Source organism: Alteromonas sp. R7 (assembly GCF_055755235.1).
The window spans coordinates 224,639-250,820 of record NZ_JBVTQX010000003.1 but is presented as its reverse complement, the minus strand read 5'-3'; the positions used below and the strand labels follow the sequence as shown (position 1 = coordinate 250,820).

Sequence of the window (26,182 nt, the reverse complement as noted above, 5' to 3'; positions counted from 1 at the left end):
GTGGAGGTAAGCAGAAGACTCACCTCAGTAAACGGTCTTAGCGGGCGAAAGTCTGGAGGACATTTGTGACATTCCGGTGACAGTGAATTGACACCAAAATGAAGCTTTATTGACACAAGGGTCTGAAAAAACGAATAAAACAAATGCGAAGATTTACGAAGGCGCTGTAATCATTGGGATTATTGAATGCTCAATCAAGAAAACCTAAACCACTCAGTCAGTTTATGAATTATTTGTTTCACAATACTGGTCAGAGCTTTGTGCCCGTGAACACAACAGCACATAACTGCTTGAAAGTTGGATGGGCTAAAAATGGAAAAAGAGGGTAGTTGAAGAAGGCAATTAGAGAAAGACATAATATAAGCTAACGGGCTACGCATTTCGCTACGGCCCGCTAGCCTGGTCGCTAAGTAATACTTAATTTAAGACGGTAAGAGGGTGATTATACATCTTTAATTTATTAACCAGATAATCTTCAAACTGCTTTGCAGTTTGTACATCACTGCTGCGCTTAGGCCAAACCGCGAGAATTTTATAGTCTAAAGCGGTTAAAGGTTTGAACAATACAAGGTGGTCATGTTCACCCTCGAATACCTTTTCGACCTGATCTAACCGATAAACAACGGCCAACCCTAAGTTGTCATTATCTGCCAAGATACTTTGCGTTCCCCAAGTCGCTACAACGCCCCACTCACCACGCTCGGCTTTAATCACCTGCATTCCATCATGCGCCACTAGACCTGCGACAATATTATCCGATGGCTCTGATACAGAAACGCTGATGTGGGTTGTGGGGTCAAACGCATCAATTCGATAGTGCGTGGTAACGTCGATGCTGTCCGCTTTCGCATCAGACGATGACCACCCTTCGTAGCCAACGTCGAACTCAGCCCGCAACTGAGAATTCGATACTAATTGGTATTGCGTATTCTCTACATGCTGAAAATGCATAACTGTCTGCGTTGAGGAGTCTTGGGTTTCTTGTTCTGTTAATCGACCTAGCGCACCCACGCCCAACGATTTACCAACTTTAAGCGCGTCTCCACCCCACGAAGATAAATTATGATAGCTATCGTAGCCGTCTTGCCCCACCTCAGGTAATACTACACTGTCGTTCGCTTTAACAAAGACATCAATAGCGTTACGCCAATCAAGATAAAGGCGATAGCCCATTTGATCAGACTCCCAGCCTGGTCCCTCGTAACGCAAAAAGTAAGAATGATCGGTCAATTGCGGAGGCGATGTGAATGAGGTAACTTCTTCAAAAGAAAAACCCTCAGCGCTATATACTGCGTCTTGCCAATCTCCTCCTGTTCTTACGGAAAGTTCAGCGTGCGCCCGGTCTTTAAGGTTAACATTCGTAGCTTGCTCAGGTGGCATAAGTTCCAATGACGCACTACTCCCTGGCGCAATAGATGCTGCACCTAGTAACACCGCTTGCCCTACGCTATTCTCAATCCATTCTGACGGAAATTGCTTTAACTTCCACCCCGAATATTGCGGGGGCAGAGATACTTCAAAAATTTGATCGCCGCTACCACCGTCTGCCGAATTTTTCACCTTAACAGACAAAGCCGAATTTATATCCCCTTGTGAGCAACTTGCCAATAATGGCATCAAAATTAGACCTATCTTACTAAATTTCATCACTTTTATGCTCTCCATCGGTTGTTAACGCATTTAACTAATTAACGATATTTATAAACAATATATTGACAAATGCCACCGGTGGCAATTATTTTAAATTTTGTTAACGAGATTTTTCAATTTAGTATGTCGATAAAATTCGTCATACCCATGAACCATTTAGTGAAAGGTAAATTACATGGTCAACTTTAGCCTAGAAGGTAAAACCGCATTAGTGACCGGAGCAAGTCGAGGTATAGGCCAAGCGCTTGCTTTAGCACTCGCCACTTCTGGCGCCTTCGTCATCTGCGCCAGTTCTCGACCAGGTGGATGTGACGAGACACTACGTAAAATTCAAAGTGAAGGTGGTCAAGCCATGGCATTAGATGCCGACCTCGCTGATGCCGACGCGGTAGTTAAACTTGCTGAAGATGCGTTAAGCATTAAAGGACACATCGACATCCTGCTGAATAACGGCGGCACTATTTTCAGAGCACCAGCAACCGACTTTCCTTTTGACGAGTGGAAAAACGTGCTTGCTGTCAACATCGATTCAGCTTTCCTACTTAGCCAAACTATTGGCAAGACGATGGTAGAACGGGGACAAGGCAAAATCATCAATATTGCATCAATGTTAAGTTATACAGGTGGCATCACCGTTCCTGCCTACACAGCGAGTAAACACGCCATCGCGGGTCTTACGAAAGCGCTAGCAAACGAATGGGGCCAATATAATGTGCAGGTGAACGCTATTGCGCCAGGTTACATCAAAACCGATAACACCCAAGCACTGCAAGATGATGAAACGCGCAGTGCTGAAATTTGTGCCCGCATTCCAGCAAATCGCTGGGGGGAAAGTGATGATTTAGCAGGTGCGGCGGTATTTCTTGCGAGCGCAGCAAGCAATTACGTAAACGGCCATATCCTTGCTGTCGACGGCGGCTTTCTAGCACGTTAATTAACGAATGGGGGATACAGCCATGAGCGATAGAAAAGACATGAGCAAGAAAATAGATACCCGATATGCTATCGGTCGTAAAGAGGCTAATGCTTACAACACGCAAGAATTGCGTGACGCATTTTTAGTCGACACCCTAATGACACAAGGTGAAGTCGTATGGATATACACCCACTACGAACGCTTTATGCTTGGAAGTGCCGTACCGACAACGTCAGCGCTAACGCTAGAAACCATTGAAGATCAGTTAAAGATGCCGTTCTTTACCGCCCGTCGCGAAGTCGGTGTAATTAATATCGGCGGGCCTGGAACCATTACTGTTTCAGGCACCACTTATCACCTAGATAATGAAGAGGCCTTGTACATCGGACAAGGCAATGAAGAAGTCATTTTTGAGTCGGACAATGCGTCCAATCCTGCCAAATATTACTTAAACTCGGCGCCGGCTCACCACGCCTATCCCTGCAAAAAAATAGGCAGCACAGATGCAAACATCCTTCACTTAGGCAGTCAGGAAACCTCCAACAAGCGTGATATCAAACAGTTACTTATCAATACTGTTGTCGATACTTGTCAGCTTCAAATGGGACTAACGCGTCTGCACACAGGCTCCGTCTGGAACACCATGCCAGCTCATCAACATGACCGACGCAATGAAGTGTACTTTTACTTTGATATGGATAGCGAAAGCCGCGTATGTCACTTCATGGGCGAACCTCACGAAACTCGCCATATTTTTGTAGCAAATGAAGAAGCCGTGGTATCGCCACCTTGGTCCATTCATTGTGGTGTAGGTACTGGAAGCTATGCATTTATCTGGGGAATGGCAGGTGAAAACCTGGATTACGATGATATGGATAAGTTTCCGCCTTCACAGTTGCGTTAAGCAGCCCTGCTCTAAATAGGTGTAATGATTATGTTGCGGTATATAAAACTCACACTGTCAGCCACGGCCCTGTTGCTAACCTCGGCGTGTTCGCAAAATGAACTGCAAGGCGAAGTCACCGTATTGCGCTTGGGGCATACGTTGGACACTCAACACTCAGTACATAAAGCAATGGAATATCTTGGAGAGCGCCTAGATTACTATTCTGACGGTACAATGAGTGTGGTTATTTACCCAAGCAGCCAGCTGGGAACCGAGAGGGAGATGGTAGAACTGCTGCAGATTGGCTCACTCGCCATGACTAAGGTGTCGGCAAGTCCTTTGGAAGGGTTTGCTCCCGAAATGAAGATTTTTAGCATTCCTTACATTTTCCGCGATAACGAACACTTCTGGCGTGTATTAAACAGCGATTTAGGCGATGAGTTGCTATCTGGTGTTGAAGACTTTCGACTTAAAGGTCTCGGCTATTACGATGCGGGAAGCCGCAGTTTTTACACCAACGACAAACCAATAGAAACACCAAGCGATCTGAACGGACTCAAAATTCGCGTGTTGAACAGCCCCACTGCAGTAGCAACAGTTCGCGCACTTGGAGGAGCTGCAACCCCCGTTGCCTGGGGAGAACTGTACACTGCGCTTCAGCAAGGCGTTGTAGACGGCGCAGAGAATAACCCGCCCAGCTACTACCTTTCACGTCATTATGAAATTGCCCGTTACTACAGCCTTGACGAGCATACCAGTGTTCCAGACGTCATGCTGGCATCGCTGCCGGTATGGGAAAGTTTGAATGAACAGCAGCAAACGTGGCTAACCAAAGCAATGGAAGACTCTGTTGAATACCAACGCGAACTTTGGAAAACATCTACGCAAGCCTCTTTAGAAAAGGTAAAAGCCGAAGGCGTCACAGTTATTACGCCTGATAAAGCACCTTTCGTCGAAGCGGTAAAGCCTTTTCATAAGAGCTTTGAAGACACGCCAATTGGCGACTTAATTACGCAAATAAAAGCGATGTAACAATGACAATAATACGCCTCATCGATAAAGCCTTAGCCGGCACCCTTATTATTGCCATGGTAAGTATTTTACTTACCGTAATTTGGCAAGTGGTCTCACGTTACGTACTTAAAGACCCTGCTTCGGTCACCGAAGAGTTGTCTAGGTTCATACTTATTTGGATTGGCATCTTAGGTGCGGCCTACGCCTATCGCCAAAACGCGCATTTGGGGTTCAACTTAATTGTTGAGCGTCAGTCTCGTAAAGTGAAACGCCTTCTACTTACCTGCGTTGAAGTCATTGTCATTATCTTCTGTGTTTTGGTGATGGTTTACGGCGGCGCTGAACTAGTGTCTCTTACATTAGAGCTAGAGCAAATCTCAGCAGCGCTAGGTGTGAAAATGGGCTTTATCTATAGCGTGCTTCCCTTATCTGGAGGCCTTATCATTGCCTATGCACTGGTTAACATTACTGCACTTTGGCGAAACAACAATAAGGAGTCAGCGTAATGGAACTGACCGGTATTATCTTAGTCGTCGCCTTTTTTGTACTCCTTCTTTTAAATGTTCCTATTTCAATCAGCATTGGTGTAGCCACGCTGCTTGCTATGGTAATGAGCATGGACATTGCTCCGGCTACCATTACTATTGCCCAGCGTATGGCAGGTGGTCTTAATAGCTTTGCGCTCTTGGCAATCCCATTTTTTGTTTTATCTGGCCTTATCATGGGACGCGGCGGGATAGCCAAGCGATTAATTGAATGTGCAATGGCGCTTATTGGTGCGCTTCCCGGTGGTTTAGCCTTGGTGAATGTTGTTTCCTGCATGCTGTTTGGTGCAATTTCAGGGTCTGCAGTAGCGACTACGTCTGCTATTGGCAGCTTCATGTTGCCCGAAATGAAGAAAGCGGGCTACGAGCCGAATTTTAGCGCAGCGGTCACTGCCGCTGCATCAACTACGGGAATGTTAATTCCGCCAAGTAATATCTTAATTGTATACGCAATCGCTAGCGGTGGCGTATCCATCGCCGCCCTCTTTATGGCTGGCTATATTCCAGGCATTATGGTGGGTCTAGCGCTCATGCTGGTGTGCTTTATCTACGCAAAAATGAAGGGATACCCCCTATCGCCGCGGCTTCCTATTAAAGTAGTTGTCGAAAAAACTATCGCAGCACTCCCTTCCCTATTCCTCATATTCTTAGTGATTGGCGGCATTGTGGGCGGCGTTTTTACCGCTACCGAAGCTGGTGCCATTGCGGTGGTTTACTCATTGCTGTTAGCTGTGGTGTTTTATAAAGAAGTGGATGCGAAAGCCCTACCTGATATTTTCTTGAAGGCGGCAGAAACGACGGCAATTGTAATGCTGCTTATCGCGGCCTCAACAGCGATGTCTTGGCTATTGTCGTTTGAGAACATTCCGCAAACCTTAAGTAACGCACTGTTGTCGATAAGCGATAACCCATTACTTATTCTTCTCTTAATCAACCTATTGCTTATCGTAGTTGGTGCATTCTTGGATATGACACCTGCCGTACTTATTTTTACGCCCATATTTTTGCCGGTGGCCTTAGAACTTGGAATGAGCGAACTGCAATTCGGCATCATGCTCGTACTCAACCTGTCTATTGGATTGTGCTCACCGCCCGTCGGCGCCGTACTTTTCATTACCTGTGCCATTGCCAAAACCAAACTTGAGAACATCATTCGACCGCTAATACCTTTATATGTGGCTATGTTTGTCGTTCTTATGCTAGTTACGTATGTCGCATGGTTCAGCGAAGCGCTACCACGTGCACTAGGATTTTAGTAAGGTAGAATCATCAAAACTGAAAAGTGTGGTCAGGCGTAGTTTGATCACACGAACTTTCACTTTTAAGTAACAAAAACGTATTACCCGTATTTGTATGGTAATATCGGAAGTAACGACATAATAGCGCGGAAAAACAGAGAATTATGAACAAGCGCCCGACTATCAATGATGTTGCAGCCCTAGCAGGTGTATCAAAGCGTACCGTGTCACGCGTCATTAACGGTGCGACCAATGTGGGAAAAGCAACACGTGAGCGCATTGAAGCGGTCATTCAAGAAACGGGGTTTGCCCCTGACAAACAAGCGCGTGGTTTAAGTACTAGCCGCTCTTACTTGATAGGCTTGATTTATGACAACCCCGATGCCTTGTATATAGACCAAGTACAAAGAGGCGTGTTAAGCATATGTTCTCAAAAGGGTTATGAGTTAGTTGTACACCCTTGTAGTTATAATGCCGAAGGTTTTGTAGAAGACTGTATTAACTTTGTGCGTCGTTCAAACATAGATGGTGTCATCATATTGCCACCGGTATCCGAATCGAAGTTATTAGCCGACGCGCTGCAACAAAAGAGTATTAACTATGTGCGAATGGCGTCAGTAGATTTAGATGACCATCAAAATATCGTAGTGAGTGACGACAGAGCTGCTTTAAGTGACTTAGCGCGCTATATGGTTTCACTAGGCCATAAAGACATTGGTATCATCAGCGGTCCGCAACAGTATTATTCCTCAAAAGAGCGTTTGGAAGGCTTTGTTGAAACGCTTAACGGCCTGGGTGTCGATGTACCTAAAAACAGGGTAATTGAGGGTAAAAACAGCTTCGAAAGCGGTATAGAATGCGCGCGTCAATTGCTTATTCAGTCACCACGAGTTAAAGCTATTTTTGCAAACAACGATGAAATGGCAGCAGGCGTATTGAAAGTGGCTCATGAAATGGGAATAACCGTACCTGACGAACTATCCGTCGCGGGGTTCGATGACAACTTACTTGCTGCCCGCGTAATCCCTGCCCTTACCACTGTTCAACGTCCCGTTGGCGATATGGCAGCTATCGCAGCGCGTAAAATCATCGCGCATATCGAAGGCAGTGAAGTTAGTGAAACCGAAACGTATCTGGTCAAACCTCACCTAATTATTCGCGATTCAATCAAAAAAGTGTGATTTTTTACAATGAAGTGTTGCTAACACTTCTTTTTCGACCTATTATGCCACCGGTGGCACGACAATAAAAAAGAATGTTAAAAATAAACAATTTGTAAACAGAGCGTAAAAAGCAACGTTTTCTAATCTATCGCTCTTTTTAAGTACACAGTGCTTATTTAACAACGCTTGGCAGTTAAATAAGCCGTAAAGATAAAGCAGGACTTGTAATGGACGTTAAAACACAACTAGTTAAAGTGCATAATAACGATAACGTTGCGGTTGCAACCTGCCCTATCGTGGCTGGCACTTACATCGCTGAATATGACATTACAGTTAGCCAAGACATTCCTGCTGGCCATAAAGTTGCCTTAGTTACCCTGTCAGACGGTGGCGACATCGTGAAATATGGTTTCAGCATTGGTGCTGCAACAAGCCAAATTAATGCTGGTGAACATGTTCACAGCCATAACGCAAAGACTAAGTTAAAAGGCACTGAACAATACGTTTACGCGCCGTCAAATACCGCTTCAAAACAAAACCATCTTACTTCTGGGTTACAGTTCATGGGCTACAGAAGAGAAAATGGAAAAGTGGGTATTCGCAATGAAGTATGGATCATCAATACCGTAGGCTGCGTAAATCGAACAGCAGACCGTATTGCCAACGAATGTAATCGTCGTTTCGCTAGCGAGTGCGACGGATTCCGCGCATTTACCCACCCTTTTGGCTGTTCTCAGCTGGGCGATGATTTAGATGACACGCGCACTATCTTAGCCTCTCTCGCATCTCACCCGAACGCTGGTGCGGTGTTAATTGTAGGCTTGGGTTGCGAAAACAATCAGCTTAAGAGTTTACTGCCTCACGTTGATAAACCGGCAAATCGGGTTCGCTTCTACAACGCACAAGAAGTGGTAGATGAGTTAGAAGAAGGCGTCAATGCGGTTTATGACTTGTTAAAAGTAATGGCTAATGACAAACGTGAGCCTATCGACGCTAGCGAATTAACCTTAGGCATGAAGTGTGGTGGTAGCGACGCTTTTAGCGGTATTACTGCCAACCCAACAGTAGGGCGTGTTACCGATTTAATGTGTAATCTAGGTGGCTCGGTCATTTTAACCGAAACGCCAGAAATGTTTGGTGCCGAACAGCTCTTAATGAATCGCGCTAAAAACAAAGACGTATTCGAGGCGTTTAACTCGCTGATTGATGAGTTTAAGAACTACTTTATCGCCCACAATCAACCTATTTACGAAAACCCGTCTCCAGGCAATAAGGCAGGCGGTTTAACCACGCTAGAGGAAAAGTCTCTCGGCGCGGTTCAAAAAGGTGGAACGTCTACTATTCAGTCTATCTTGCAGTATGGCGAGCCCAAGCAAGATAAAGGCCTAAGTTTATTACAAGCACCTGGTAACGATGCCGTTAGTTCAACGGCGTTGGCAGCATCGGGGGCACATATCGTTTTATTCACCACAGGCCGAGGCACGCCCCTTGGTTTTCCTGTACCCACAGTCAAGATATCGTCAAATTCAGATATCGCTAATAAGAAGCCACATTGGATAGATTTTAACGCTGGACAAGTTCTAGAAGGCGTCTCTATCGATAAGTGTGCCGAAGCGCTACTCCAACATTGCTTGGCAGTGGCATCTGGTCAACAAACCTGCAACGAGAAGAATGGCAGCCATGAGATTGCTATTTGGAAACGTGGCGTCACCCTCTAAAAGAGAGCGTTATGGAATCGATATTATTACATGAAGATAGACTTTTTCCTGCCGATGAAGCAACCCGAAGTGTTGCAAAAGCGCTGTATAAGGAAATTCGAGATCTCCCTATCATAAGTCCACATGGCCATACTGACCCACGTTGGTTTGCACAAAACAATAATTTCACCAATGCAACCGAGTTGTTTATCACCCCTGATCACTATGTGTTCAGAATGCTGTATAGCCAAGGTATTAAATTAACCGATATTGGTGTGCCACGTTGGGACGGCGGCGAAACGGAACAGGATCCACGTAAAATCTGGAAACTTCTGGCAGATAACTACCATCTATTTGCTGCCACACCATCGCGTCTGTGGTTAGACACTGTATTTCACGATGTATTTGGTTTGCGAGAGATGTTGTGTAGTGACAACGCAACGCATTATTACGACCACATCACTGCGCAGCTTCAAGGGGATGACTTTAAACCCCGTGCGCTGATGGACCGCTTCAATATTGAAGTGATTGCTACCACCGAAGGCGCGCTTGATGCCCTTCCCCATCACGCAGCGATTAAAGATACACCGTGGGCAAAGCGGGTTATCACCACCTTTAGACCTGATGATGTAGTCGATGCTTCACGCGAAGATATTGTTTCAAACATTGAGAAACTTGGTGAACTCACCGGTGAAGATACTGCAACCTGGCAGGGCTACCTGAACGCAATTCGTGCACGACGTGCCGTCTTTAGAGGACACGGTGCAACAGCAACAGATCACGGACACCCAACGGCGAACACAGCTGATTTAAGTGAAGCTGAGTGTATTGCTTTATTCGATAAAGTAAGAAGTGGAAACAGTAACGCTGAAGAGCAAGAGCTATTTAGAGCGCAAATGCTTACCGAATTAGCGGGAATGAGTGTAGAAGACGGCATGGTGATGCAAATTCACCCTGGTTCGTTTAGAAACCACAACAGTCAGCTCTTTACACAGTTTGGTCGCGATAAAGGCCACGACATTCCAATGCAAACAGATTTTGTTAAAGCGCTTCGCCCGTTACTCGGTAAATACGGTAACGAGCCTAACCTCGACATTATTCTATTTACATTAGATGAAACCACGTACAGCCGTGAATTAGCGCCACTAGCGGGCCACTACCCTTGCCTGAAACTTGGTCCTTCTTGGTGGTTCCACGATAGCCCTGAAGGCATGTTGCGCTTTAGACATCAAATGACAGAAACCGCAGGTTTCTTCAATACCGTTGGTTTTAATGACGATACGCGCGCGTTCTTATCTATCCCTGCACGTCATGATGTTGCCAGACGCATTGATTGTCGCTTCCTTGCACAGCTAGTTGTGGAGCACCGCATCAGTGAAACAGAAGCGGCCAGCATTGCAAGAAAACTCACTTATGATTTTGCTAAACAAGCGTACAAACTGGGGTAATCATGACAAAGCCGTTATCAATTTCAACGCTACCTCTTTTAAGTGACAGCGTAAGTAAACCAAATTACGATCTGGAAGCAACCGGTTGTGGCATTGTGCATATTGGTCCAGGTGCCTTTCACCGTGCGCACCAAGCGTATTATACCGAAAAGGCGCTGGCTTATGGCGGTGACTGGCGCATTCACGGTGTGTCAATGCGCAGCGCATCACTTAAAGAAGCGTTGAGTACACAAGACAATCTCTATGCGTTGTGTATTGTTGATAACGAGCCTGAAACCCGCATTATCGGCGCAATTAAAACCCTGTCTACATTAGCACATGATCGTGAAGACATTGTTGCTGCGCTGGTAAACAAGCAAACTAAAATTGTGACGCTTACCGTGACAGAAAAGGGCTATTGCCTTAATGCGCAAGGTCATCTAGATACTGATCATCCGGATATTAAAGCTGATTTAGTCACGCCAGAAACACCGGTAAGTGCAGTTGGCCTAATTGTGCAAGCGCTAGCACAACGTAAGCAGGCAGGCTATGCAGATATTACCATTATCAGCTGTGACAACGTGTCAGACAACGGTAAAAAGCTGCAAAAAGCGGTGACCGAGTTCGCCAATAAAACGGATGAATCACTCGGCCAATGGATCAGCGAGAACATCGCCTTCCCCTGCACTATGGTTGACAGTATTACGCCAGCAACTGAAGACAGCTTTAAAGCCAGCGTTGCCGCTGAGCTGGGTTTAACTGATAACTGGCCTATTCAGCGAGAGGCATTTACTCAATGGGTGGTTGAAGATAATTTTTCTGGCCCACGACCTGCTTGGGATAAAGTTGGCGTTACTTTTACTCATGATGTGAGCTTCTTTGAGAAAGCTAAGCTTCGCATTCTAAACGGCACACATTCAACACTGGCCTACATAGGGTTATTGCTTGGCAAGGAAACCGTATTCGACGCAATGCGTACCCCAGCCATAAAGCAACTGATTCAAACCATGTTGAAAGAAGAAATTGTTCCGTCTCTATCCAGTGATAACGAGAATGCCGATAGCGGAACACAAGACTTCGATCTGAACGCTTACGCACAAGACATTGTTAAGCGCTATGAGAATAAGCATATTCGCCACCTGTTGTCGCAAATTGCTTGGGATGGGTCACAGAAAATCCCATTTCGAATTCTCGACACAGTACGCGATAACCTAAAAGCAAAACGAAATATTAATTTGCTCTGCAGTGCCGTTGCGGCCTGGTGCCTATTTGTAAACAACAAGGCACGTTTAAACGAAACTATCACCGACCCGCTAGATAGTATGTTAAGGGCTACAGCAAAATCGGTAGACTTTCAGGCAATAGAACTTGCAAAAAAATTGCTATCACTTGAAACCATGTTCGCCGAACTGTCGGTAAACACTACGTTCAAAGAAAAAGTGCTCGAAAAAGTTAATCAGCTGCTTAACATTTTATCGCACGAAAACAGCAACGAAGGTCAGCAAGGTTCTGCTCCCACTACGTTAACAGAAAGTTCGCTAGATTCACTAAAAGGAACCGCGTGATGAAAAGTACCTTTTCCATGCTTAAAGGCGCCCCATTACTCCCTATTATTCAGCCTAAATCTATTGACGAGGGGCTTCACCTAGCAGAAGCAATTGCAAATAGCGGCCTGTGCAACATAGAAGTAGTGAAACGCAGCGACGCAGCATTTGAAGCCCTGTCAGCCATTAGAAAACAGTTTCCTGAACTCGTTGTGGGTATGGGCACATTGTTAAATCGCAACCACGTATTTGAAGCGTTGGATGCAGGCGCGCAGTTTTTGATAACGCCCACGAGCTCAGAGACATTGCTCGATACACTGATTGCGTCTAATGCACCCTTTTTGCCAGGTGTCGCTACGCCTGCCGATATTCTTTTGGCGCACCAAAAAGGCATTCGCGAAATGAAGTTCTTTCCTGCGAGTCTTAGCGGCGGAACACCTTTTCTTAAAGCTATTTCAAGCGTATTTAGCGATGTTTCCTTCTGCCCTACCGGCGGCATTAATGGCGACAACGCGAATGAGTATCTCTCGCTTGGCAATGTAAGAGCAGTAGGCGGTACATGGATGATGCCGAAGGCAGCCATTGAAGCAAAAAATTGGCAAGCTATAACTTTGGCATGTCAACAAAGCCTAACATTGTTTGATGAGGCTGCGGCATGAGCATAGTTGATACCAACCAAAGAATGGTTATTTTTGGCGAGTGCATGGTAGAGCTTCGAAGCACTCAGCGTGAGTCATCAGTTAGTACGCGCGATGAAAACACAGATAATAATCTGATGGCGAAAAGCTTTGCTGGCGACACGTACAACACTGCGGTTTATTTAAAACGCTGCTTGCCTTCATCTTCCATTAGTTACTTAACGGCGATCGGCGCAGACTTTTTAAGCGATGAGCTGCTGTTTAAAATGGGTGAGCACGAAATTAACACTGATTTAGTGTTTCGCTCGTCGTCGCGTAACCTTGGCCTGTATATGATCCGCAACGACAACGAAGGTGAAAGAACCTTTGCATATTGGCGTAACCAATCTGCAGCAACACAGACGCTCAACATTATGAAGGGCGCTGAATTTGCTTGTGATTGGTTTTATTTGAGCGGTATCTCTATTGCCATTTTAGATGACGAACAGCGCGCTACACTTTTCGAACTGATTTCGTCCCTCAAGGCCAAAGGCAGTAAGATTGCCTTTGATCCTAATTATCGAGCTCGTCTTTGGTCATCTCAAGAAGATGCCAAATACTGGACGGGTAAGGCATATGCTGAAGCAGACTTGGCGTTCCCAGGTGCAGACGACCATTTAATGCTGTTTGGCCACACTAATGCTGATGAAATATTTAGCTATTTAGCCGACAAACAGATTGAAGAAATCGTAATGAAAAACGGGGCAGTTGGCGTTCATATACTCCGCCAACAAGAGCAATGTATTGTGCCTGTTGAGCGTGTTGAACAGGTGGTTGATACAACGGCTGCTGGCGATGCATTTAATGGCGGTTATATGGCCGCTCGACTTGCAGGTAGAAAACCTGTTGAGAGCGCGAGCTATGGGGCAAAAGTGGCAGCTACTGTGATTACCTACCCCGGTGCCATTATATCAGGTGATGCCTTCACTAATCACATACCGTCGCTATAGTCGGTATGTGACATTCCTCTTTCTTTTCTCTTCTATTTCCTGCCATTGTAACCATAAGCAAGCACGCTAATTAAGATAAAGGCGATCCCCCACTAAAAAACGCGGCACGCCCGCAATAACGCGCCACTTCATTTTTATGTGAGCTTACAACGTGTCTCGATATACGTATTTTGCCAGTGGGTGCGCTGTCGCTTTTAGCTGTCGCACGAATATTTGCGCCATTTTCGCCGCGCCCACAACGTTCAAGTGAGTGTCGTCCGTTTTGCCTTCAGGGTAGCGCGCATATAAGTCGGCGGGCACCTTAATGAAGTAATGGTTGCTTTTAGGCTCGCCTACCTGAGCAAGAAAATCGCAAGTTAAAGCGTTCATAGGAATAAATGGCACGTTATTTTGTGCTGCCACTTTCTTCGCTGCATCGGCATACGCCAGCAACGTCCGTTTTAATACACCTTCCTCAGTGAAATGACGCCTGCAGATACTACTTGCGATAATCACTGATGCCCCTTTTGCTTCAACATCCTGAACAAACTGATTCAAGTAAGCTGGATAAGCATTTTCCGGGTCGGCATAGCGAGCAGGATCCGACTGTTTTTGATCGTTATGACCAAACTGAATAGCCACAAAATCACCTTCAGACAGATCGGATAACAGAAGCTGCCAGCGTCCCTCATCTACAAATCGCTTTGTGCTTCTGCCGTTAGCCGCGTGGTTTTTAATATTAAGATTGGGCAGCATGAATTCAGGAAGCAATTGCCCCCACCCACGCTCTGGATATGACAACATAGGCTTGTCTGACATGGTTGAATCGCCGACAAGATGTAGGGTAACTGGCTTTTTGTAGGGTGGAGCTTTTACAGCCTCTTCACTGCCTTTATTAGTAGCGCTTTGGATTGAAGCATTTTGGGAACCCGAACTGGTAAGTGCATAAGCGCTAGATTGCGCCGCGTAACTAATGTGAAGTGTACTCGTGCCTTGCTGGTCTGCCACTGCAAAAGTACTCGATACAACAAAAACGCTCGCAAGACTGTAGCGCAGCGCGTTGAATATTTTCCCTGTGGTGGGTTTACTTGAATTTTTCACACCTTTTCTCCTTTTCAATATTTCTATTGTTGCGATGCAAATTGCTCAAAAAGTGAAGTAGAGGCGTGCTGAATTCCTCCCTGCCTACACTTTTTGCACATAAAAAAGGCCATCATTACGATGGCCAAACACACCCGTCTTCACGGAACACAACATTTAATTATTATCTCAGGCCGGCCAACATAATTGGCCGGCCTGTTTTTTTACATAGTATAACGAGCACCCAAGAAGAACTGACGGCCCGTGTGGTTGTACTCACGTACCAAGTTCAAAGAGCCATCACCCGTGGTAAACAAGCGCTCGTACTCATCGGTAAGGTTAATGACTTCAAAGGTCAACGTTAGCTCGTCGTTTACGTTATAAAATGACGAGAAATCTACCTGCGTAGGTCCTGTCGTACCGTGCGCAACGTTACCATTGCTGCCAGTAAAGTCTGTCAGGTAATCGTCGCGTTTGTTAACTGACACACGCGCACCGTATTGGTCTGTTTCGTAATACACCGTAAAGTTGTACGATGTTTCACTCATACCTTCGATGTCGTCAGCGTTAACGTGAGTGTAGTTCGACACGATACCCATGTTTTCGAACAGGCCTGGTAAGAAACTTAGCGGCTGCTGATAAATTAACTCATAACCGCTTACACTTCTGTCTTCAGCGTTAATTGGACTGCTATGCTCGTATGGAATAGTGCGAGGGTCTAGCGCAATTACAGGGTCAAACTGTGCATCGTTGTCGATAAAGTCGTAGTAAGCACTGTCGACTAAACGCTCTTCTGATGCGCGAACAATCCAGTTATCAATGTCTTTGTAGAACACTGTTGCTGCTAGTAGCGCTTCGTCATCGAAGTACCATTCAACACCAAAGTCAACGTTGTTCGACGTAAACGGATCAAGGAATGGGTTCCCCACGCTCACCGAGCCGTTAATATAATCAAAGCTTGGGTTACCAGGGTTTAATGAGTTCAGGCTTGGGCGAGTCATAGACTGTGTTAAGCCAAGGCGAACAACTACGTCATCAGTTGCTTCAAGTGCTAAGTTAACTGCTGGTAAAAAGTTATTGTACTCGTTTTCGATTTGTACCGTTTCGCCTTGAATAAAGCCTTCAGAGGTTGTGGTTGTTTTCACATAACGCACACCGTAATTAGCGCGAAGTAACATGTCGGCAATCTCATAGCTCGTATCAAGCTCAAGATACATTGCTGATGTTTCTTCGCCTACTTGCCAGCTTTGTGCAGAACGCGGTGTCCAAACCACATCTAACAATTGGCTATTAATAGCGTCAAAGTCGGCAACAAGGAACGGGTCAAGAGGGCCATCAAAACCACTTCCGAAATCGTCTACCGGCATAATTTCAGCAAAACCTACTGCCGAGTCTTGATCCGGGAAGCCATTTATTTGCTCTTCACTGTAGGTTACAACACGGTCATTGTAGGCAAAGCCAGCCTTAATAGTGACTTCATCACCTAAGTATGTCGCATCAAATTTGACCGTGTCGTTTTCGCGCAATACATCAGTAGCACGTAATCGGCCATCGCTTAGATTATAGTTGCTTGCATCGTTAACATCGTAACCGTAAGTCACTTCTGGCGCGTTGCTGTTATTGCTAAAGTCAAAGCCGTAGCTGGTTTCTTCCAGCAGCGTCATATTGTAACGATATTGCTCTGAACGAGCGTCAGACTCTGCAGTACCTGCCATCATATCAAGTTTAAGGTTTTCACCAATAAACCACTCGCCAGAAATTACAAATTGGCTAAAGTCTGTAGTTGATTCCTGTAAACGGCTTTCAATACGCGATTTGATACCGTCGTACGTACCAGCCAGCACCTGTTGACCATTAGGATGAATAGTAATAGAGGTAGGCGTAATTTCTTCGAATGTACTTCTGAACATGTGGAAGAAGTTATACATGGTACGGGTGTTATCAAGCTTGGACACTAAACCGTCTAGCGTTAGTGTGAAATTATCTGTTGCAGCCCACTGAATTGAACCGGTGAAGCCTACACGCTCTTGATCATTACCAAAGTAGTCAGGTCTAGGTAAACGAGGAGTCCATAAACAATTAATCGGGTCTACCGACTCACCTTCATACTGGCAATCATCTACGTCAGGTGTACCGTTAACAACCGTGTTTGATGTATCGCCAAAGATGCCACCACCATCACGAACTGGAGTAGTCCAACGAACTGTACCAAAACCTTCCTGTCTTACTGTACGCTCTGAGAACGCTGCCGAGAAAAGCACACCGACTTTGTCGTCAGCGAAACGGTTGCTGATCATGAAAGCGGCGCGAGGATCGGTCTCTTCTGTAATGCTGTTATAGCCGCCTTGAAGAGATGAAACGAATTTAAAACCGTCGTAATCAAACGGCTTTGCCGAGTACAGATCAACCGTACCTGCAATGCCGCCTTCTTCCATAGAGGCGGTAGGAGATTTTTGAATATCTACGCGGTTGAACAATTCAGAAGCGAAAATGTTAAAGTCAAAGCCACGTCCACCGTTTACACCGCCACCTGAGTCAGTGCCATCTGTACTTGCTGGCACTTCCATGCCATTAAGTGTTGTGCGGGTAAATGAAGGGCTCAAACCACGCAAAGTAATTTGGCGCCCTTCTCCACCTTCACGAGAAATGGCTACGCCGGGTACACGTTGAATTGACTCAGCAATATTTAAGTCCGGGAATTTACCAATGTCTTGCGCAACAATTGATTCTTTACTGTTAACTGATGTTCGCTTTTCCATCAGTGATTTATTAAGTGATCCACGAAAGCCTGATACTTCAATGACTTCCATATTTTGCGCTTCGGTTTCACTGGCTTGTTCGTCTGTGGCTTCTTGCGCATGAATATGTGCGCCTGACAACGCTAGCGTAACAAGAACAGCGAGTTGCTTTTTCTTTGGTAACATTGTTGTTTCTCCGGTTTTTATATTTATAAGAGACGCGCATACTGACAAAAGGTGAAGATGCTTTTGAAACGTGTGTGAACTATTCAAAATTTACACAAATTCAACATTTATCGTATTTAACCATTTCACTTCCCTTTATGCCACCGGATAACATTTTGGTGATTAATACCGTCAATGCTTTACATTTATCCGATAGCACGTCTTGGCTGTTAAGGAAGCGAAAACGCGTCAATTCTAATTCATTCTCTATAGTGGTCTCGTAAACCACCAAAACCTTGAATGAGAAGAGTTGCAGGGTACAGCTATGTTTTCTAATTAACGCAAAACTTCTCTTCGGCAATAATGTAAACCTCGAAAACAACACTCAAGCTTTACATTTGATTTACATCCTAAACAGTTATGCTACCGGTGGCAACAATTTTGTTGAAAAAATTTACAATAATTAGAAAATTGATATGCAATGATGAAAGAAGAAGAGATTAATGAAACTAACCCAAGCAGGATAAATATTTCAATTAAAACATTTAAATACAGGCATTTACGTTATATCTACCACTTTTTCGACGCGTAAAATAAAAGTTAAAAAATGTAAATAATTCCGTTGACATATGAGCAAATAAAAACCATTATGCTACCGGTAGCACAGAGTGTATTTACAATGTTATAAAAATAAGGGTTTGTTATGCTAAAAGGTATTCTACGCGCAGCTTCCGTTGTAGCTTGCACGGCGTTTGTTTCTTCCGCTGCTAATGCAAATGATTGGGTACAAATGCCTCTCGACAACACACAATCATGGTCTATGAGAATGATAGAGTCTGAGATGGTGCGTTTCCCAGAAGCTTGGCAAATCGATTGGGATGAGAAGCCACAATGGGATTACGTTCACGGTCTCAACCTCCTTGCCATAACAGAAGTCTATCAAGAGATTAAAGATCCCCGTCTCCTGTCTTATGTAAAAGGTTACTACGACATGTTGGTTCAACAAGACGGAAGTATCAAAACCTATGATATCAATAAGTTTAATATTGATATGGTTAACCCTGGTAAAGTGCTGTTTTTCCTCTATGAAGAAACCGGCAACCCTAAATACAAAAAAGCCGCTGACCTACTTAGAACGCAGCTTACTACTCACCCACGTACCGAGCAAGGTGGCTTTTGGCATAAGAAACGCTATCCAGACCAAATGTGGCTTGATGGCCTATACATGGGGGCCCCCTTCTACGCTGAATACATTGTTAAGTACGGCGATATGAAAGAGCTAGACGACGTATTTTTGCAATTTGAACTCATTGAAGAGCACCTTTACGACGAAAAAACAGGCCTCCCCTTACATGGCTGGGACGCATCTAAGAAGCAAAAGTGGGCTGATAAAGAAACAGGTCTTTCTCAACATCACTGGTCACGTTCGCTAGGTTGGTATGCTATGGCAATGGTGGATGTGCTAGAAGTTGTTCCTGCCGAACATCCAAAAACACCGTGGCTAAAAGCGCGCTTTAAAGCGTTTATCGACGCTACGCTTACCTATCAACATAATTCAGGCACCTGGTATCAGGTTACTGACTTGGGAAGCCGTGAAGGAAACTACCTTGAAGCATCAGGTACAGCAATGTTGACCTACGCTATGGCTAAAGGTGCAAGCCTTAAGTTTCTTCCTGATGAATACAAAGCTCACGCAGAAAAAGGGTTTGCTGGACTCCTTGATCAAATGATTTCGGTTAATCCAGATACTAACGTTATCAGCCTTGAGCAAGTTTGCGCTGTTGCTGGTCTTGGTGGAAATCCATATAGAGATGGTTCATTCGACTACTACATGAGTGAGCCAATCAGAGCAAACGACGCGAAAGGTGTAGGCCCATTCATTCTGGCTGCACATTATTTGAATAAGTAAAAAGCGCTAAATTGTAAATAAAAGGGGTATATGATGGTCCGACCTAACTCACCGAATGCCAGACGTCACTTCTTAAAGTCTGGTCTCGCCACCACTGTTGCAGCTTCTGGGATGGCTGTAGGTGTTCCTACATTCCTATCCGGATGTGCAAATGTGACCGAAACGGGAAGGACTCAACGCCAGTGGGACGCCGAAGCAAACCTTATTAAAGGGATGATAAAGCGCCCCACCTTTGCAAAGCGCGAAGCTAATGTTACCGACTTTTTAAATGAAAATGGCAGTGACTTTAAGCAAGCGTTACATGCAGCTATCGACCAAGTCGCACGCCAAGGTGGTGGCAAAGTGGTTGTGCCAAAAGGCGACTGGCTATGCACCGGCCCAATTCACTTACAGTCGAATATAAACTTGCATATTGAGGCAGGCGCAACAATTCGATTTTCTACCAATCCTGATGATTACAAACCATATGTTTTTACTCGCTGGGAAGGTATGGAGTTAATGGGTTACTCCCCTCTTATTTATGCTTTTGAGCAAAGTAATATCGCAATCACCGGCAAAGGTACGCTTGACGGTAGCGCTGCGAAAGACAACTGGTGGCCATGGAAAGGTAAGTGGAAGGCTTCAACATGGGGTGACGATCCGGTTGAGAACCAAAAATATACCAGAGACACGCTGCAAGAAATGGTAGAAAACGGGACACCCGTTAGTGACCGCGTTTTTGAAAATAATTACCTGCGCCCTCCGTTTATACAACCTTACCGCTGTGAAAATGTACTTATCGAGGGTGTTACCATCCTGCGCTCTCCATTTTGGTTAGTTAACCCTGTGCTTTGCAAGAACGTCACCGTTAACGACGTGTACTGTAAAAGTTTCGGCCCAAATTCGGACGGGTGCGACCCTGAAAGCTGCACGAACGTTCTTATCTCTAACTGTACATTTGATACAGGGGACGATTGCATTGCCATTAAATCTGGACGCAATGCAGACGGCAGAAGGGTCAATGTTCCCTGCAGTAATATCGTCATAGAACATTGCGAGATGAAGGCTGGCCATGGCGGTGTTGTAATCGGCAGTGAAATATCCGGCGGTGTAGAGAATCTCTATGCTCAGCATTGCACCATGAGTAGCCCTGATTTAGACCGCGGCATTAGAATTAAAACCAACAGTATTCGGGGTGGCCACCTAAAAAATCTAAACTATCGCAATATCGATATTGGGACGGTGAAAGACGCTGTTGTCGTGAATTTCTTCTACGAAGAAGGTGATGCCGGTAACTTCCCTCCACTACTGGAAGATATCACTATAGAGAACTTGAACGTTGCGTCAGCTAACCGGGCCTTTGTGCTTCGCGGGTATGACCATACGCCTATTTCTGGGTTGACGTTGAATAACATAACGATAAAACGTGCGCTTAAAGATGCCGTTATCGAAAACGTTGCGCATCTTTCAATAAACAATGTGTTTATTAATAGCCAACCATTTAACAAGCACGGGCTGTAGAAGAATAAATACTATGGAATTTAATAAAGCACGTGTCAGTCTTAGTTTAGCCTTTGTGTTGCTGGCAGGTATACTTTTCAGTGGATTAAGCGCGGCAATGCCAGCAACAACGGATGTAGTGGTAGCTAAATCACGTGACAGTGACGATGACAGTGACGTAACTAAGGACGCTTTACCTCATTTTAACTCTGTGTCCCAAGCTGTTACTTATATCGCGTCTCACAAGCCACAAAAAGATAAAGTATGGACCGTCTTTATTAACGAAGGCGTTTATCGAGAGCGTGTCGTCATAAACGTTGATAATGTTCACTTTGTGGGCCAGTCGCAAGAAACAACGACTATCGTTTTCAATCGGTATGCAGGTCAACAAGTCGCAGAGAATTCTCAAGAAAAATGGGGAACTCGTCGCACTGCCACTGTGGAGATTTTAGGGGATAATATCACTCTGGAAAATATCACTATCACCAATGATTTTGATTATCCCGGTAACGAGGTCAAAGCAAAAGACGATCCTACTCGATTATCAGGTACGCAGGCAGTAGCGCTTAAAACCGATGTGAACTCAGATCGCACTTACCTTAAAAATGTCGCACTTTGGGGTTACCAAGATACCCTCTATTTAAAAGGTGACCGCGCTCTGATTGAAGGCGGAACAATAGCAGGACATATTGACTTTATTTTTGGTGAGGGCACCGCGTTTTTTGAAAGCGTTTCTATTGTTTCCCGTACACGTTATTCTGGCGGTGATAGCGAAGGACTAACAGGCTACATTACCGCCCCAAGCACTCATTTACAGCGTCCTTATGGGTTAACGTTCAATAACTGTAGGCTTGAAAGAGAACAAGGCGTTCCAGATGAAAGCGTGGCACTGGGAAGGCCTTGGCATCCTACAACCACCTTTTCAGATGGCCGATATGCAAACCCTTACGCTGTAGGTAAAACCACGTTTATCAACACCTATATGGCAGGTCATATCATCCAAAAGCGCTGGACTACTATGGGTGGAACTACGCCATCAGGTACAAAGAGACCATTTAATCCCCACACAGAAGCAAGATTTTCCGAGTACCAATCTCACGGAGAAGGTGCTCCTAAAGCAGTCTCCTCACCAGCAATAAACTCTCATTTTCTGAATGATAAAAACGCGGCTTTTTACACTAAAGAGGCGGTATTGCGAGGCTGGGTGCCTAATAACATCCCGAACGATATTAAATAGAGCAACATAAGCGTAAGTAATTTGCTCGGCACATTGCGTAACCACTTGGTATCTATTATCTTTTAGTTATCACTGTGCCACTACTACCCTTATGTCTATACGTGTTCGTTATATCGTTGCGTTATTGCTAACCGCTACACTCGTCACTCTTTCTTTTATTGTTCTGTACGAATTAATCAGTGATCAGAAGAAAGATGCTGAAATTATCAATATCGCGGGTCAGCAACGCATGCTTTCACAGCGTATTGCGTTGCTCACCTCTACACCAAACATTTGCGAAGACAGTGAAGAGCAAAGGTATTTGGCGCAATCGTTAGCACGTTTCAAACAAAATCATCAACAGCTTGTGTCACTCGATAACCTTCCCGCCTCTATCTCTAATACTTACTTTAACGAAGGCCAGCTCGACAACAAAGTAAACCGATACATAAAAAGCGCCGATCAAATTTTAGATGCAGCACAGTGTCAGCCCACTACGCTTTTAGATATTCAAGCGCTGACATCGCTATTACAACAGCTTGATTATGTCGTCGCGCGGTTCGAGCAAGACGCCACTGCTAGAGTAGATGTGGTTCTTTCGATTGAAGTTTACTTATGGCTAGCCACACTCGCTCTATTATGTATCGAAGCAGCATTCATCTTTTCCCCTATGGAGCGCACCGTTAAACGGTCATTTGCCAAACTAACGAGCTTGAAAGAGCAAGCGGAAAGTTCGGCTGATGAGGCTCGTAGAGCAAGCAAAGCAAAATCAGAGTTTCTTTCAAGCATGAGTCACGAACTTCGTACACCAATGAACGGCCTGTTTGGCATGATCGAGTTGGCCATAGACAACCCTGACAAAAGCAACATCTACCTTAAAAAAGCCAAAACTGCTGGTAGGCAACTCCTTGTGTTAATCAACGATATTCTCGATATATCAAAAATTGAAGCAGGCAAAATCAAAATTGAACAGGCGCCAGTCGACCTATTACAAGTCTTGGACGATGTGGTGTCGTTACAGCGGGTTTACTGCCAAAGAAAAGGTCTTGAATTTCATTACTTAAAAGACCCTGACCTACCTCACGTAATTAAAGGCGATATCACTCGTATTTCGCAAATTCTGCACAACTTGTTAAGTAATGCAATTAAGTTTACTGAACAAGGTTCTGTCACGCTAAAGGTCACCTATACCAAACGCCCAAATGGCAATTATTTAAGCTTCGATGTTATTGATACCGGCATTGGTATCGAGTCATCAAAGCTTGATAATATCTTTAAGAAATTTGAGCAAGCCGACCAATCCACCACCCGTGAGTACGGAGGTACAGGGCTAGGGTTAAGTATTGCGAAGCAGTTGGCGAAACTCATGCTCGGCGACATCAATGTAACCTCATTTGTAGGCCAAGGAAGCACCTTCAGTTTTACTATGGCAGCGGAAGAATCTCAGTTGCCTGACATTAACGTTGAACCCAGTGCTAATTTGCGCTGTGCGATAGTTGATGATTTACAAACCAGCCGCGAATATTTTGAGCATGTCGTTACCTCCATGTCGATTGTGCCCCAAAGTTATGATAGTGCAAAAGCCTACCTATCAGACAGCCCACTGGCTTTCGACGTTATTATTCTTGATTTGTCTATGCCAGAGATGAGCGGGGTCGATTTGCTAGAACAGTTGAAGGCGATGAACCCAGATAAATTTCCTAAAATCATTCTTATCTCTGCTGAACTGGAACGACTAGAAGATGAAAATGATGTGTCTGAACTTATCTGGCGCACGCATGCTAAGCCCATTAATCGTCGAGAACTTGAGCATGATTTAGGAAGGTTAATTGAGACAAAACCCGTATCTCATAATGATGTTAAAGAAGGTAATAAGAAGAAACGCATACTGCTAGCTGAAGACAACGAAATCAATGCCGAAATCGTGAAGACTATATTGCAGTCAGAAGGCTATAAGTTCCTGCATGTTAAGAACGGAAAAGATGCCGTAGACGTGGGCAAGCGACATCAATTCGACCTTATTTTGATGGACTGCAATATGCCCGTCATGGGAGGTATTGAGGCATCAACAATATTACGCAAAGCATTGGAGGTTGACACTCCAATTGTTGCGCTCACTGCAAACGCCTTCGCAGAAGACAAAGAAGAGTGCTTGGCTGCCGGCATGACTGACTTTTTAGCCAAGCCTTTAGACAAAGACACACTACTGGTTTGTATCAAGAAATATATCGGTTAGCTGCATGTACTAACACTCAACAAGGAGCTGTTTGGCAGGCCACTTCCACATTTTATACGGTATAGGGTTCTTGCTCTGCAATGTACCCTGGCGCGATGGCTAAATTGTCGGTATTCGCAAGGCTCTGCTGATTCCTAAGCCAAAGTTGATACTCTCCGGTACGTAAGCTTGCATGTTTTGTACAATCAACATTCCAACGTCTAAGCAGGTATCCCGCCATGGCAGCCCGTACTTCCAATGTAAGCACGCCTTCTTCCATGGCGTAATCAAGCTCTATTGCGGTGGCATATTTAATATTCTTAGGATGCGGCACAATTTCAAGTGAGATAAGTCGCCCCCACTCTTCATCACAATCTATGCATTCATGGGTTTCAGGTTCTGCTTTAACCGTTACCTTACTAATTCGAGTTAGCACAAAATCTCTAAAACTTTGTGATTTTCTGTCGAATGCGCGAACATGCCAGCGTTGACCATTATCAACAATACTGTGAGGCACTAACTCTCTTGCACCACTGCCGCTTGAAAGCGACGTATAGATTACGCTCATCGCCTTTTTGTTCACGATGGCTTGTACCACTTTCGCCACCACAAAGATATCAGGAACATTAAGTGAAGATGCACTTTCAACAGGGAAATGTATGTCACCGATCGCATCGAATCCATCTGATATGTCGTTGGCAAGTTTCACAAGGGTTCGCTTTGCATCGTGTTCAAAAACTGGAATAAAGTTTTCTGTTTGAAAGTAACGTTTTTCCCTTGGATCGTAGACTAAGTTATCAGGGGCGAGCTCTTTGTATAGCGTAAAGTCACGAGAACCAGCCGATAGCCCCACTTCAAAACGATTTATTAAGTCTTGGCGATGAATAGCCCCTTTAAACAAAAGGCAGAAATCGATATACGCCAGTCGTTGGCGTTGAGAAAAAGAAATGGTTTCTAACATGGTGCACACTTATTGTATTTTTATTCAGTGTGGTTTATTTAAAGCCGTATGTAAATAGCAATAGAAATAAAAAAGCCCAGCACGTGGCTGGGCTTAAACTTTTAGCCATTAAGGTTTATGACTTCACACGTTTGCGAGCGAAAAACATACCACCTAAAGCCAGAAGCGAAAGCGCGAAGGTACCTGGTGCAGGTACTTCTGCAATACTGAAACTTGCGCTACTCACTTGTATAGGCGTCAGCTGCCCCCCTTGAGAGCCTTGAAAAATGTAAGAACCTGACAACCCATCAATTGTAATGTCACCAACAGACTGTGCGATAAATTGCACGGTGTATAAACCAATCACTGGTGTCTGCAGTTGATAGAACAAATCAATTTGTTCCAAGTAAGCTAGTGAACCTATCTCTAAAATTCCCCCCGGTAGAAAAGGAGGTAGAAACATCTCTAACACTGGGTTCCCCAAGCTGCTAACTGAGCCAAAAGGATTTAACGTAGAAGCGCCAATAAAACTCAAGAGCGAATCGTTAAAACCAATTGTCGTGTTATATACATCAAACGGTTGAGGAAACGGTACGATACCTAAAAAAGCATCTTCATTAGAAAAGCTTACCGTCGCCGTGATAGTTTCTCCTACTTGATAAATTGATTTATCCGTAGAGATTTCAATTATTGCGGCATTTGCATTAAAAGTAGCAATTGCCAATACCATTAAAATAATTTTTTTCATTTTCTT

General features: G+C 44.7%; 20 protein-coding genes. 15 read left to right on the top strand and 5 right to left on the bottom strand.

The window, feature by feature from the left end:
* Positions 1 to 417: 417 nt before the first annotated feature.
* Complete coding sequence (locus AC0J2X_RS06780) at positions 418 to 1,647, bottom strand: DUF4861 family protein (protein WP_472995924.1); 1,230 nt, start codon at positions 1,645 to 1,647, stop codon at positions 418 to 420.
* A gap of 178 nt (positions 1,648 to 1,825) precedes the next feature.
* Between AC0J2X_RS06780 and kduD the strand changes: the two genes are divergently transcribed.
* The 11 genes from kduD to AC0J2X_RS06725 all read left to right on the top strand — a co-directional run bounded on the left by kduD (position 1,826) and on the right by AC0J2X_RS06725 (position 13,707).
* Positions 1,826 to 2,584: a 2-dehydro-3-deoxy-D-gluconate 5-dehydrogenase KduD gene (kduD, locus tag AC0J2X_RS06775; protein ID WP_014976831.1), complete on the top strand. Its 759-nt coding sequence runs from the start codon at positions 1,826 to 1,828 to the stop codon at positions 2,582 to 2,584.
* A 40-nt stretch (positions 2,585 to 2,624) separates the two neighbouring features.
* Complete coding sequence (gene kduI / locus AC0J2X_RS06770; protein ID WP_039225580.1) at positions 2,625 to 3,470, top strand: 5-dehydro-4-deoxy-D-glucuronate isomerase; 846 nt, start codon at positions 2,625 to 2,627, stop codon at positions 3,468 to 3,470.
* 30 nt (positions 3,471 to 3,500) lie between these two features.
* On the top strand, positions 3,501 to 4,484 hold the full coding sequence (locus tag AC0J2X_RS06765; protein ID WP_014976833.1) for a TRAP transporter substrate-binding protein: 984 nt from the start codon (positions 3,501 to 3,503) through the stop codon (positions 4,482 to 4,484).
* 2 nt (positions 4,485 to 4,486) lie between these two features.
* Positions 4,487 to 4,972: a TRAP transporter small permease gene (locus tag AC0J2X_RS06760; protein WP_014949872.1), complete on the top strand. Its 486-nt coding sequence runs from the start codon at positions 4,487 to 4,489 to the stop codon at positions 4,970 to 4,972.
* Entirely contained in the window at positions 4,972 to 6,267 is a 1,296-nt protein-coding gene (locus AC0J2X_RS06755; protein ID WP_014949873.1) for a TRAP transporter large permease, read from the top strand. Before AC0J2X_RS06760 ends, AC0J2X_RS06755 begins: the two co-directional genes overlap by 1 nt.
* A 146-nt stretch (positions 6,268 to 6,413) precedes the next feature.
* Positions 6,414 to 7,430: a LacI family DNA-binding transcriptional regulator gene (locus AC0J2X_RS06750; protein WP_014949874.1), complete on the top strand. Its 1,017-nt coding sequence runs from the start codon at positions 6,414 to 6,416 to the stop codon at positions 7,428 to 7,430.
* A gap of 209 nt (positions 7,431 to 7,639) precedes the next feature.
* Positions 7,640 to 9,130, top strand: a complete 1,491-nt coding sequence (locus AC0J2X_RS06745; protein ID WP_014949875.1) for a UxaA family hydrolase — start codon at positions 7,640 to 7,642, stop codon at positions 9,128 to 9,130.
* An 11-nt stretch (positions 9,131 to 9,141) separates the two neighbouring features.
* On the top strand, positions 9,142 to 10,557 hold the full coding sequence (uxaC, locus tag AC0J2X_RS06740; protein ID WP_069944520.1) for a glucuronate isomerase: 1,416 nt from the start codon (positions 9,142 to 9,144) through the stop codon (positions 10,555 to 10,557).
* A gap of 2 nt (positions 10,558 to 10,559) precedes the next feature.
* Positions 10,560 to 12,101 (top strand): mannitol dehydrogenase family protein, encoded by a 1,542-nt coding sequence (locus tag AC0J2X_RS06735; protein ID WP_069944521.1) that lies wholly within the window; start codon positions 10,560 to 10,562, stop codon positions 12,099 to 12,101.
* A complete protein-coding gene (eda, locus tag AC0J2X_RS06730) occupies positions 12,101 to 12,739 on the top strand; it encodes a bifunctional 4-hydroxy-2-oxoglutarate aldolase/2-dehydro-3-deoxy-phosphogluconate aldolase (RefSeq protein ID WP_069944522.1) in 639 nt (212 codons plus the stop codon). Before AC0J2X_RS06735 ends, eda begins: the two co-directional genes overlap by 1 nt.
* Positions 12,736 to 13,707, top strand: a complete 972-nt coding sequence (locus AC0J2X_RS06725; RefSeq protein ID WP_014976838.1) for a sugar kinase — start codon at positions 12,736 to 12,738, stop codon at positions 13,705 to 13,707. Before eda ends, AC0J2X_RS06725 begins: the two co-directional genes overlap by 4 nt.
* Positions 13,708 to 13,851: 144 nt before the next feature.
* Here the strand turns inward: AC0J2X_RS06725 and AC0J2X_RS06720 are convergent, their stop codons facing one another.
* Together AC0J2X_RS06720 and AC0J2X_RS06715 are read right to left on the bottom strand one after the other, a co-directional pair.
* The gene (locus AC0J2X_RS06720) at positions 13,852 to 14,787 is read right to left on the bottom strand and encodes a rhamnogalacturonan acetylesterase (RefSeq protein ID WP_069944523.1); all 936 of its coding nucleotides are present in this window, start codon (positions 14,785 to 14,787) and stop codon (positions 13,852 to 13,854) included.
* Between the two features lie 203 nt (positions 14,788 to 14,990).
* A complete protein-coding gene (locus AC0J2X_RS06715) occupies positions 14,991 to 17,690 on the bottom strand; it encodes a TonB-dependent receptor (protein ID WP_069944524.1) in 2,700 nt (899 codons plus the stop codon).
* A gap of 682 nt (positions 17,691 to 18,372) precedes the next feature.
* On the opposite strand from AC0J2X_RS06715, the gene AC0J2X_RS06710 reads away from it, so the two are divergent.
* From AC0J2X_RS06710 to AC0J2X_RS06695, 4 genes are all read left to right on the top strand, one after another.
* Positions 18,373 to 19,578 (top strand): glycoside hydrolase family 88/105 protein, encoded by a 1,206-nt coding sequence (locus AC0J2X_RS06710; RefSeq protein WP_069944525.1) that lies wholly within the window; start codon positions 18,373 to 18,375, stop codon positions 19,576 to 19,578.
* 33 nt (positions 19,579 to 19,611) lie between these two features.
* Positions 19,612 to 21,078, top strand: coding sequence for a glycoside hydrolase family 28 protein (locus tag AC0J2X_RS06705; protein WP_069944526.1), 1,467 nt, complete (start codon positions 19,612 to 19,614; stop codon positions 21,076 to 21,078).
* A 13-nt stretch (positions 21,079 to 21,091) separates the two neighbouring features.
* The gene (locus AC0J2X_RS06700; RefSeq protein WP_069944527.1) at positions 21,092 to 22,294 is read left to right on the top strand and encodes a pectinesterase family protein; all 1,203 of its coding nucleotides are present in this window, start codon (positions 21,092 to 21,094) and stop codon (positions 22,292 to 22,294) included.
* A gap of 91 nt (positions 22,295 to 22,385) precedes the next feature.
* Positions 22,386 to 24,509: a response regulator gene (locus tag AC0J2X_RS06695; RefSeq protein WP_014976843.1), complete on the top strand. Its 2,124-nt coding sequence runs from the start codon at positions 22,386 to 22,388 to the stop codon at positions 24,507 to 24,509.
* A 52-nt stretch (positions 24,510 to 24,561) separates the two neighbouring features.
* Here AC0J2X_RS06695 and AC0J2X_RS06690 read toward each other — a convergent pair whose 3' ends face one another.
* Positions 24,562 to 25,449 carry a WYL domain-containing protein gene (locus tag AC0J2X_RS06690; RefSeq protein ID WP_039225312.1) on the bottom strand — a complete coding sequence of 296 codons (888 nt, stop codon included), beginning with the start codon at positions 25,447 to 25,449 and terminating at the stop codon, positions 24,562 to 24,564.
* Positions 25,450 to 25,564: 115 nt separating this feature from the next.
* Positions 25,565 to 26,176, bottom strand: a complete 612-nt coding sequence (locus AC0J2X_RS06685) for a PEP-CTERM sorting domain-containing protein (RefSeq protein WP_014949888.1) — start codon at positions 26,174 to 26,176, stop codon at positions 25,565 to 25,567.
* Positions 26,177 to 26,182: the final 6 nt, after the last annotated feature.

Bases quoted from the DNA above. Each gene is read 5' to 3' on its own strand.
- AC0J2X_RS06780 (WP_472995924.1), bottom strand. From the start codon at position 1,647: ATGAAATTTAGTAAGATAGGTCTAATTTTGATGCCATTATTGGCAAGT.
- kduD (WP_014976831.1), top strand. From the start codon at position 1,826: ATGGTCAACTTTAGCCTAGAAGGTAAAACCGCATTAGTGACCGGAGCA.
- kduI (WP_039225580.1), top strand. From the start codon at position 2,625: ATGAGCAAGAAAATAGATACCCGATATGCTATCGGTCGTAAAGAGGCT.
- AC0J2X_RS06765 (WP_014976833.1), top strand. From the start codon at position 3,501: ATGTTGCGGTATATAAAACTCACACTGTCAGCCACGGCCCTGTTGCTA.
- AC0J2X_RS06760 (WP_014949872.1), top strand. From the start codon at position 4,487: ATGACAATAATACGCCTCATCGATAAAGCCTTAGCCGGCACCCTTATT.
- AC0J2X_RS06755 (WP_014949873.1), top strand. From the start codon at position 4,972: ATGGAACTGACCGGTATTATCTTAGTCGTCGCCTTTTTTGTACTCCTT.
- AC0J2X_RS06750 (WP_014949874.1), top strand. From the start codon at position 6,414: ATGAACAAGCGCCCGACTATCAATGATGTTGCAGCCCTAGCAGGTGTA.
- AC0J2X_RS06745 (WP_014949875.1), top strand. From the start codon at position 7,640: ATGGACGTTAAAACACAACTAGTTAAAGTGCATAATAACGATAACGTT.
- uxaC (WP_069944520.1), top strand. From the start codon at position 9,142: ATGGAATCGATATTATTACATGAAGATAGACTTTTTCCTGCCGATGAA.
- AC0J2X_RS06735 (WP_069944521.1), top strand. From the start codon at position 10,560: ATGACAAAGCCGTTATCAATTTCAACGCTACCTCTTTTAAGTGACAGC.
- eda (WP_069944522.1), top strand. From the start codon at position 12,101: ATGAAAAGTACCTTTTCCATGCTTAAAGGCGCCCCATTACTCCCTATT.
- AC0J2X_RS06725 (WP_014976838.1), top strand. From the start codon at position 12,736: ATGAGCATAGTTGATACCAACCAAAGAATGGTTATTTTTGGCGAGTGC.
- AC0J2X_RS06715 (WP_069944524.1), bottom strand. From the start codon at position 17,690: ATGTTACCAAAGAAAAAGCAACTCGCTGTTCTTGTTACGCTAGCGTTG.
- AC0J2X_RS06710 (WP_069944525.1), top strand. From the start codon at position 18,373: ATGCTAAAAGGTATTCTACGCGCAGCTTCCGTTGTAGCTTGCACGGCG.
- AC0J2X_RS06705 (WP_069944526.1), top strand. From the start codon at position 19,612: ATGGTCCGACCTAACTCACCGAATGCCAGACGTCACTTCTTAAAGTCT.
- AC0J2X_RS06700 (WP_069944527.1), top strand. From the start codon at position 21,092: ATGGAATTTAATAAAGCACGTGTCAGTCTTAGTTTAGCCTTTGTGTTG.
- AC0J2X_RS06695 (WP_014976843.1), top strand. From the start codon at position 22,386: ATGTCTATACGTGTTCGTTATATCGTTGCGTTATTGCTAACCGCTACA.
- AC0J2X_RS06690 (WP_039225312.1), bottom strand. From the start codon at position 25,449: ATGTTAGAAACCATTTCTTTTTCTCAACGCCAACGACTGGCGTATATC.
- AC0J2X_RS06685 (WP_014949888.1), bottom strand. From the start codon at position 26,176: ATGAAAAAAATTATTTTAATGGTATTGGCAATTGCTACTTTTAATGCA.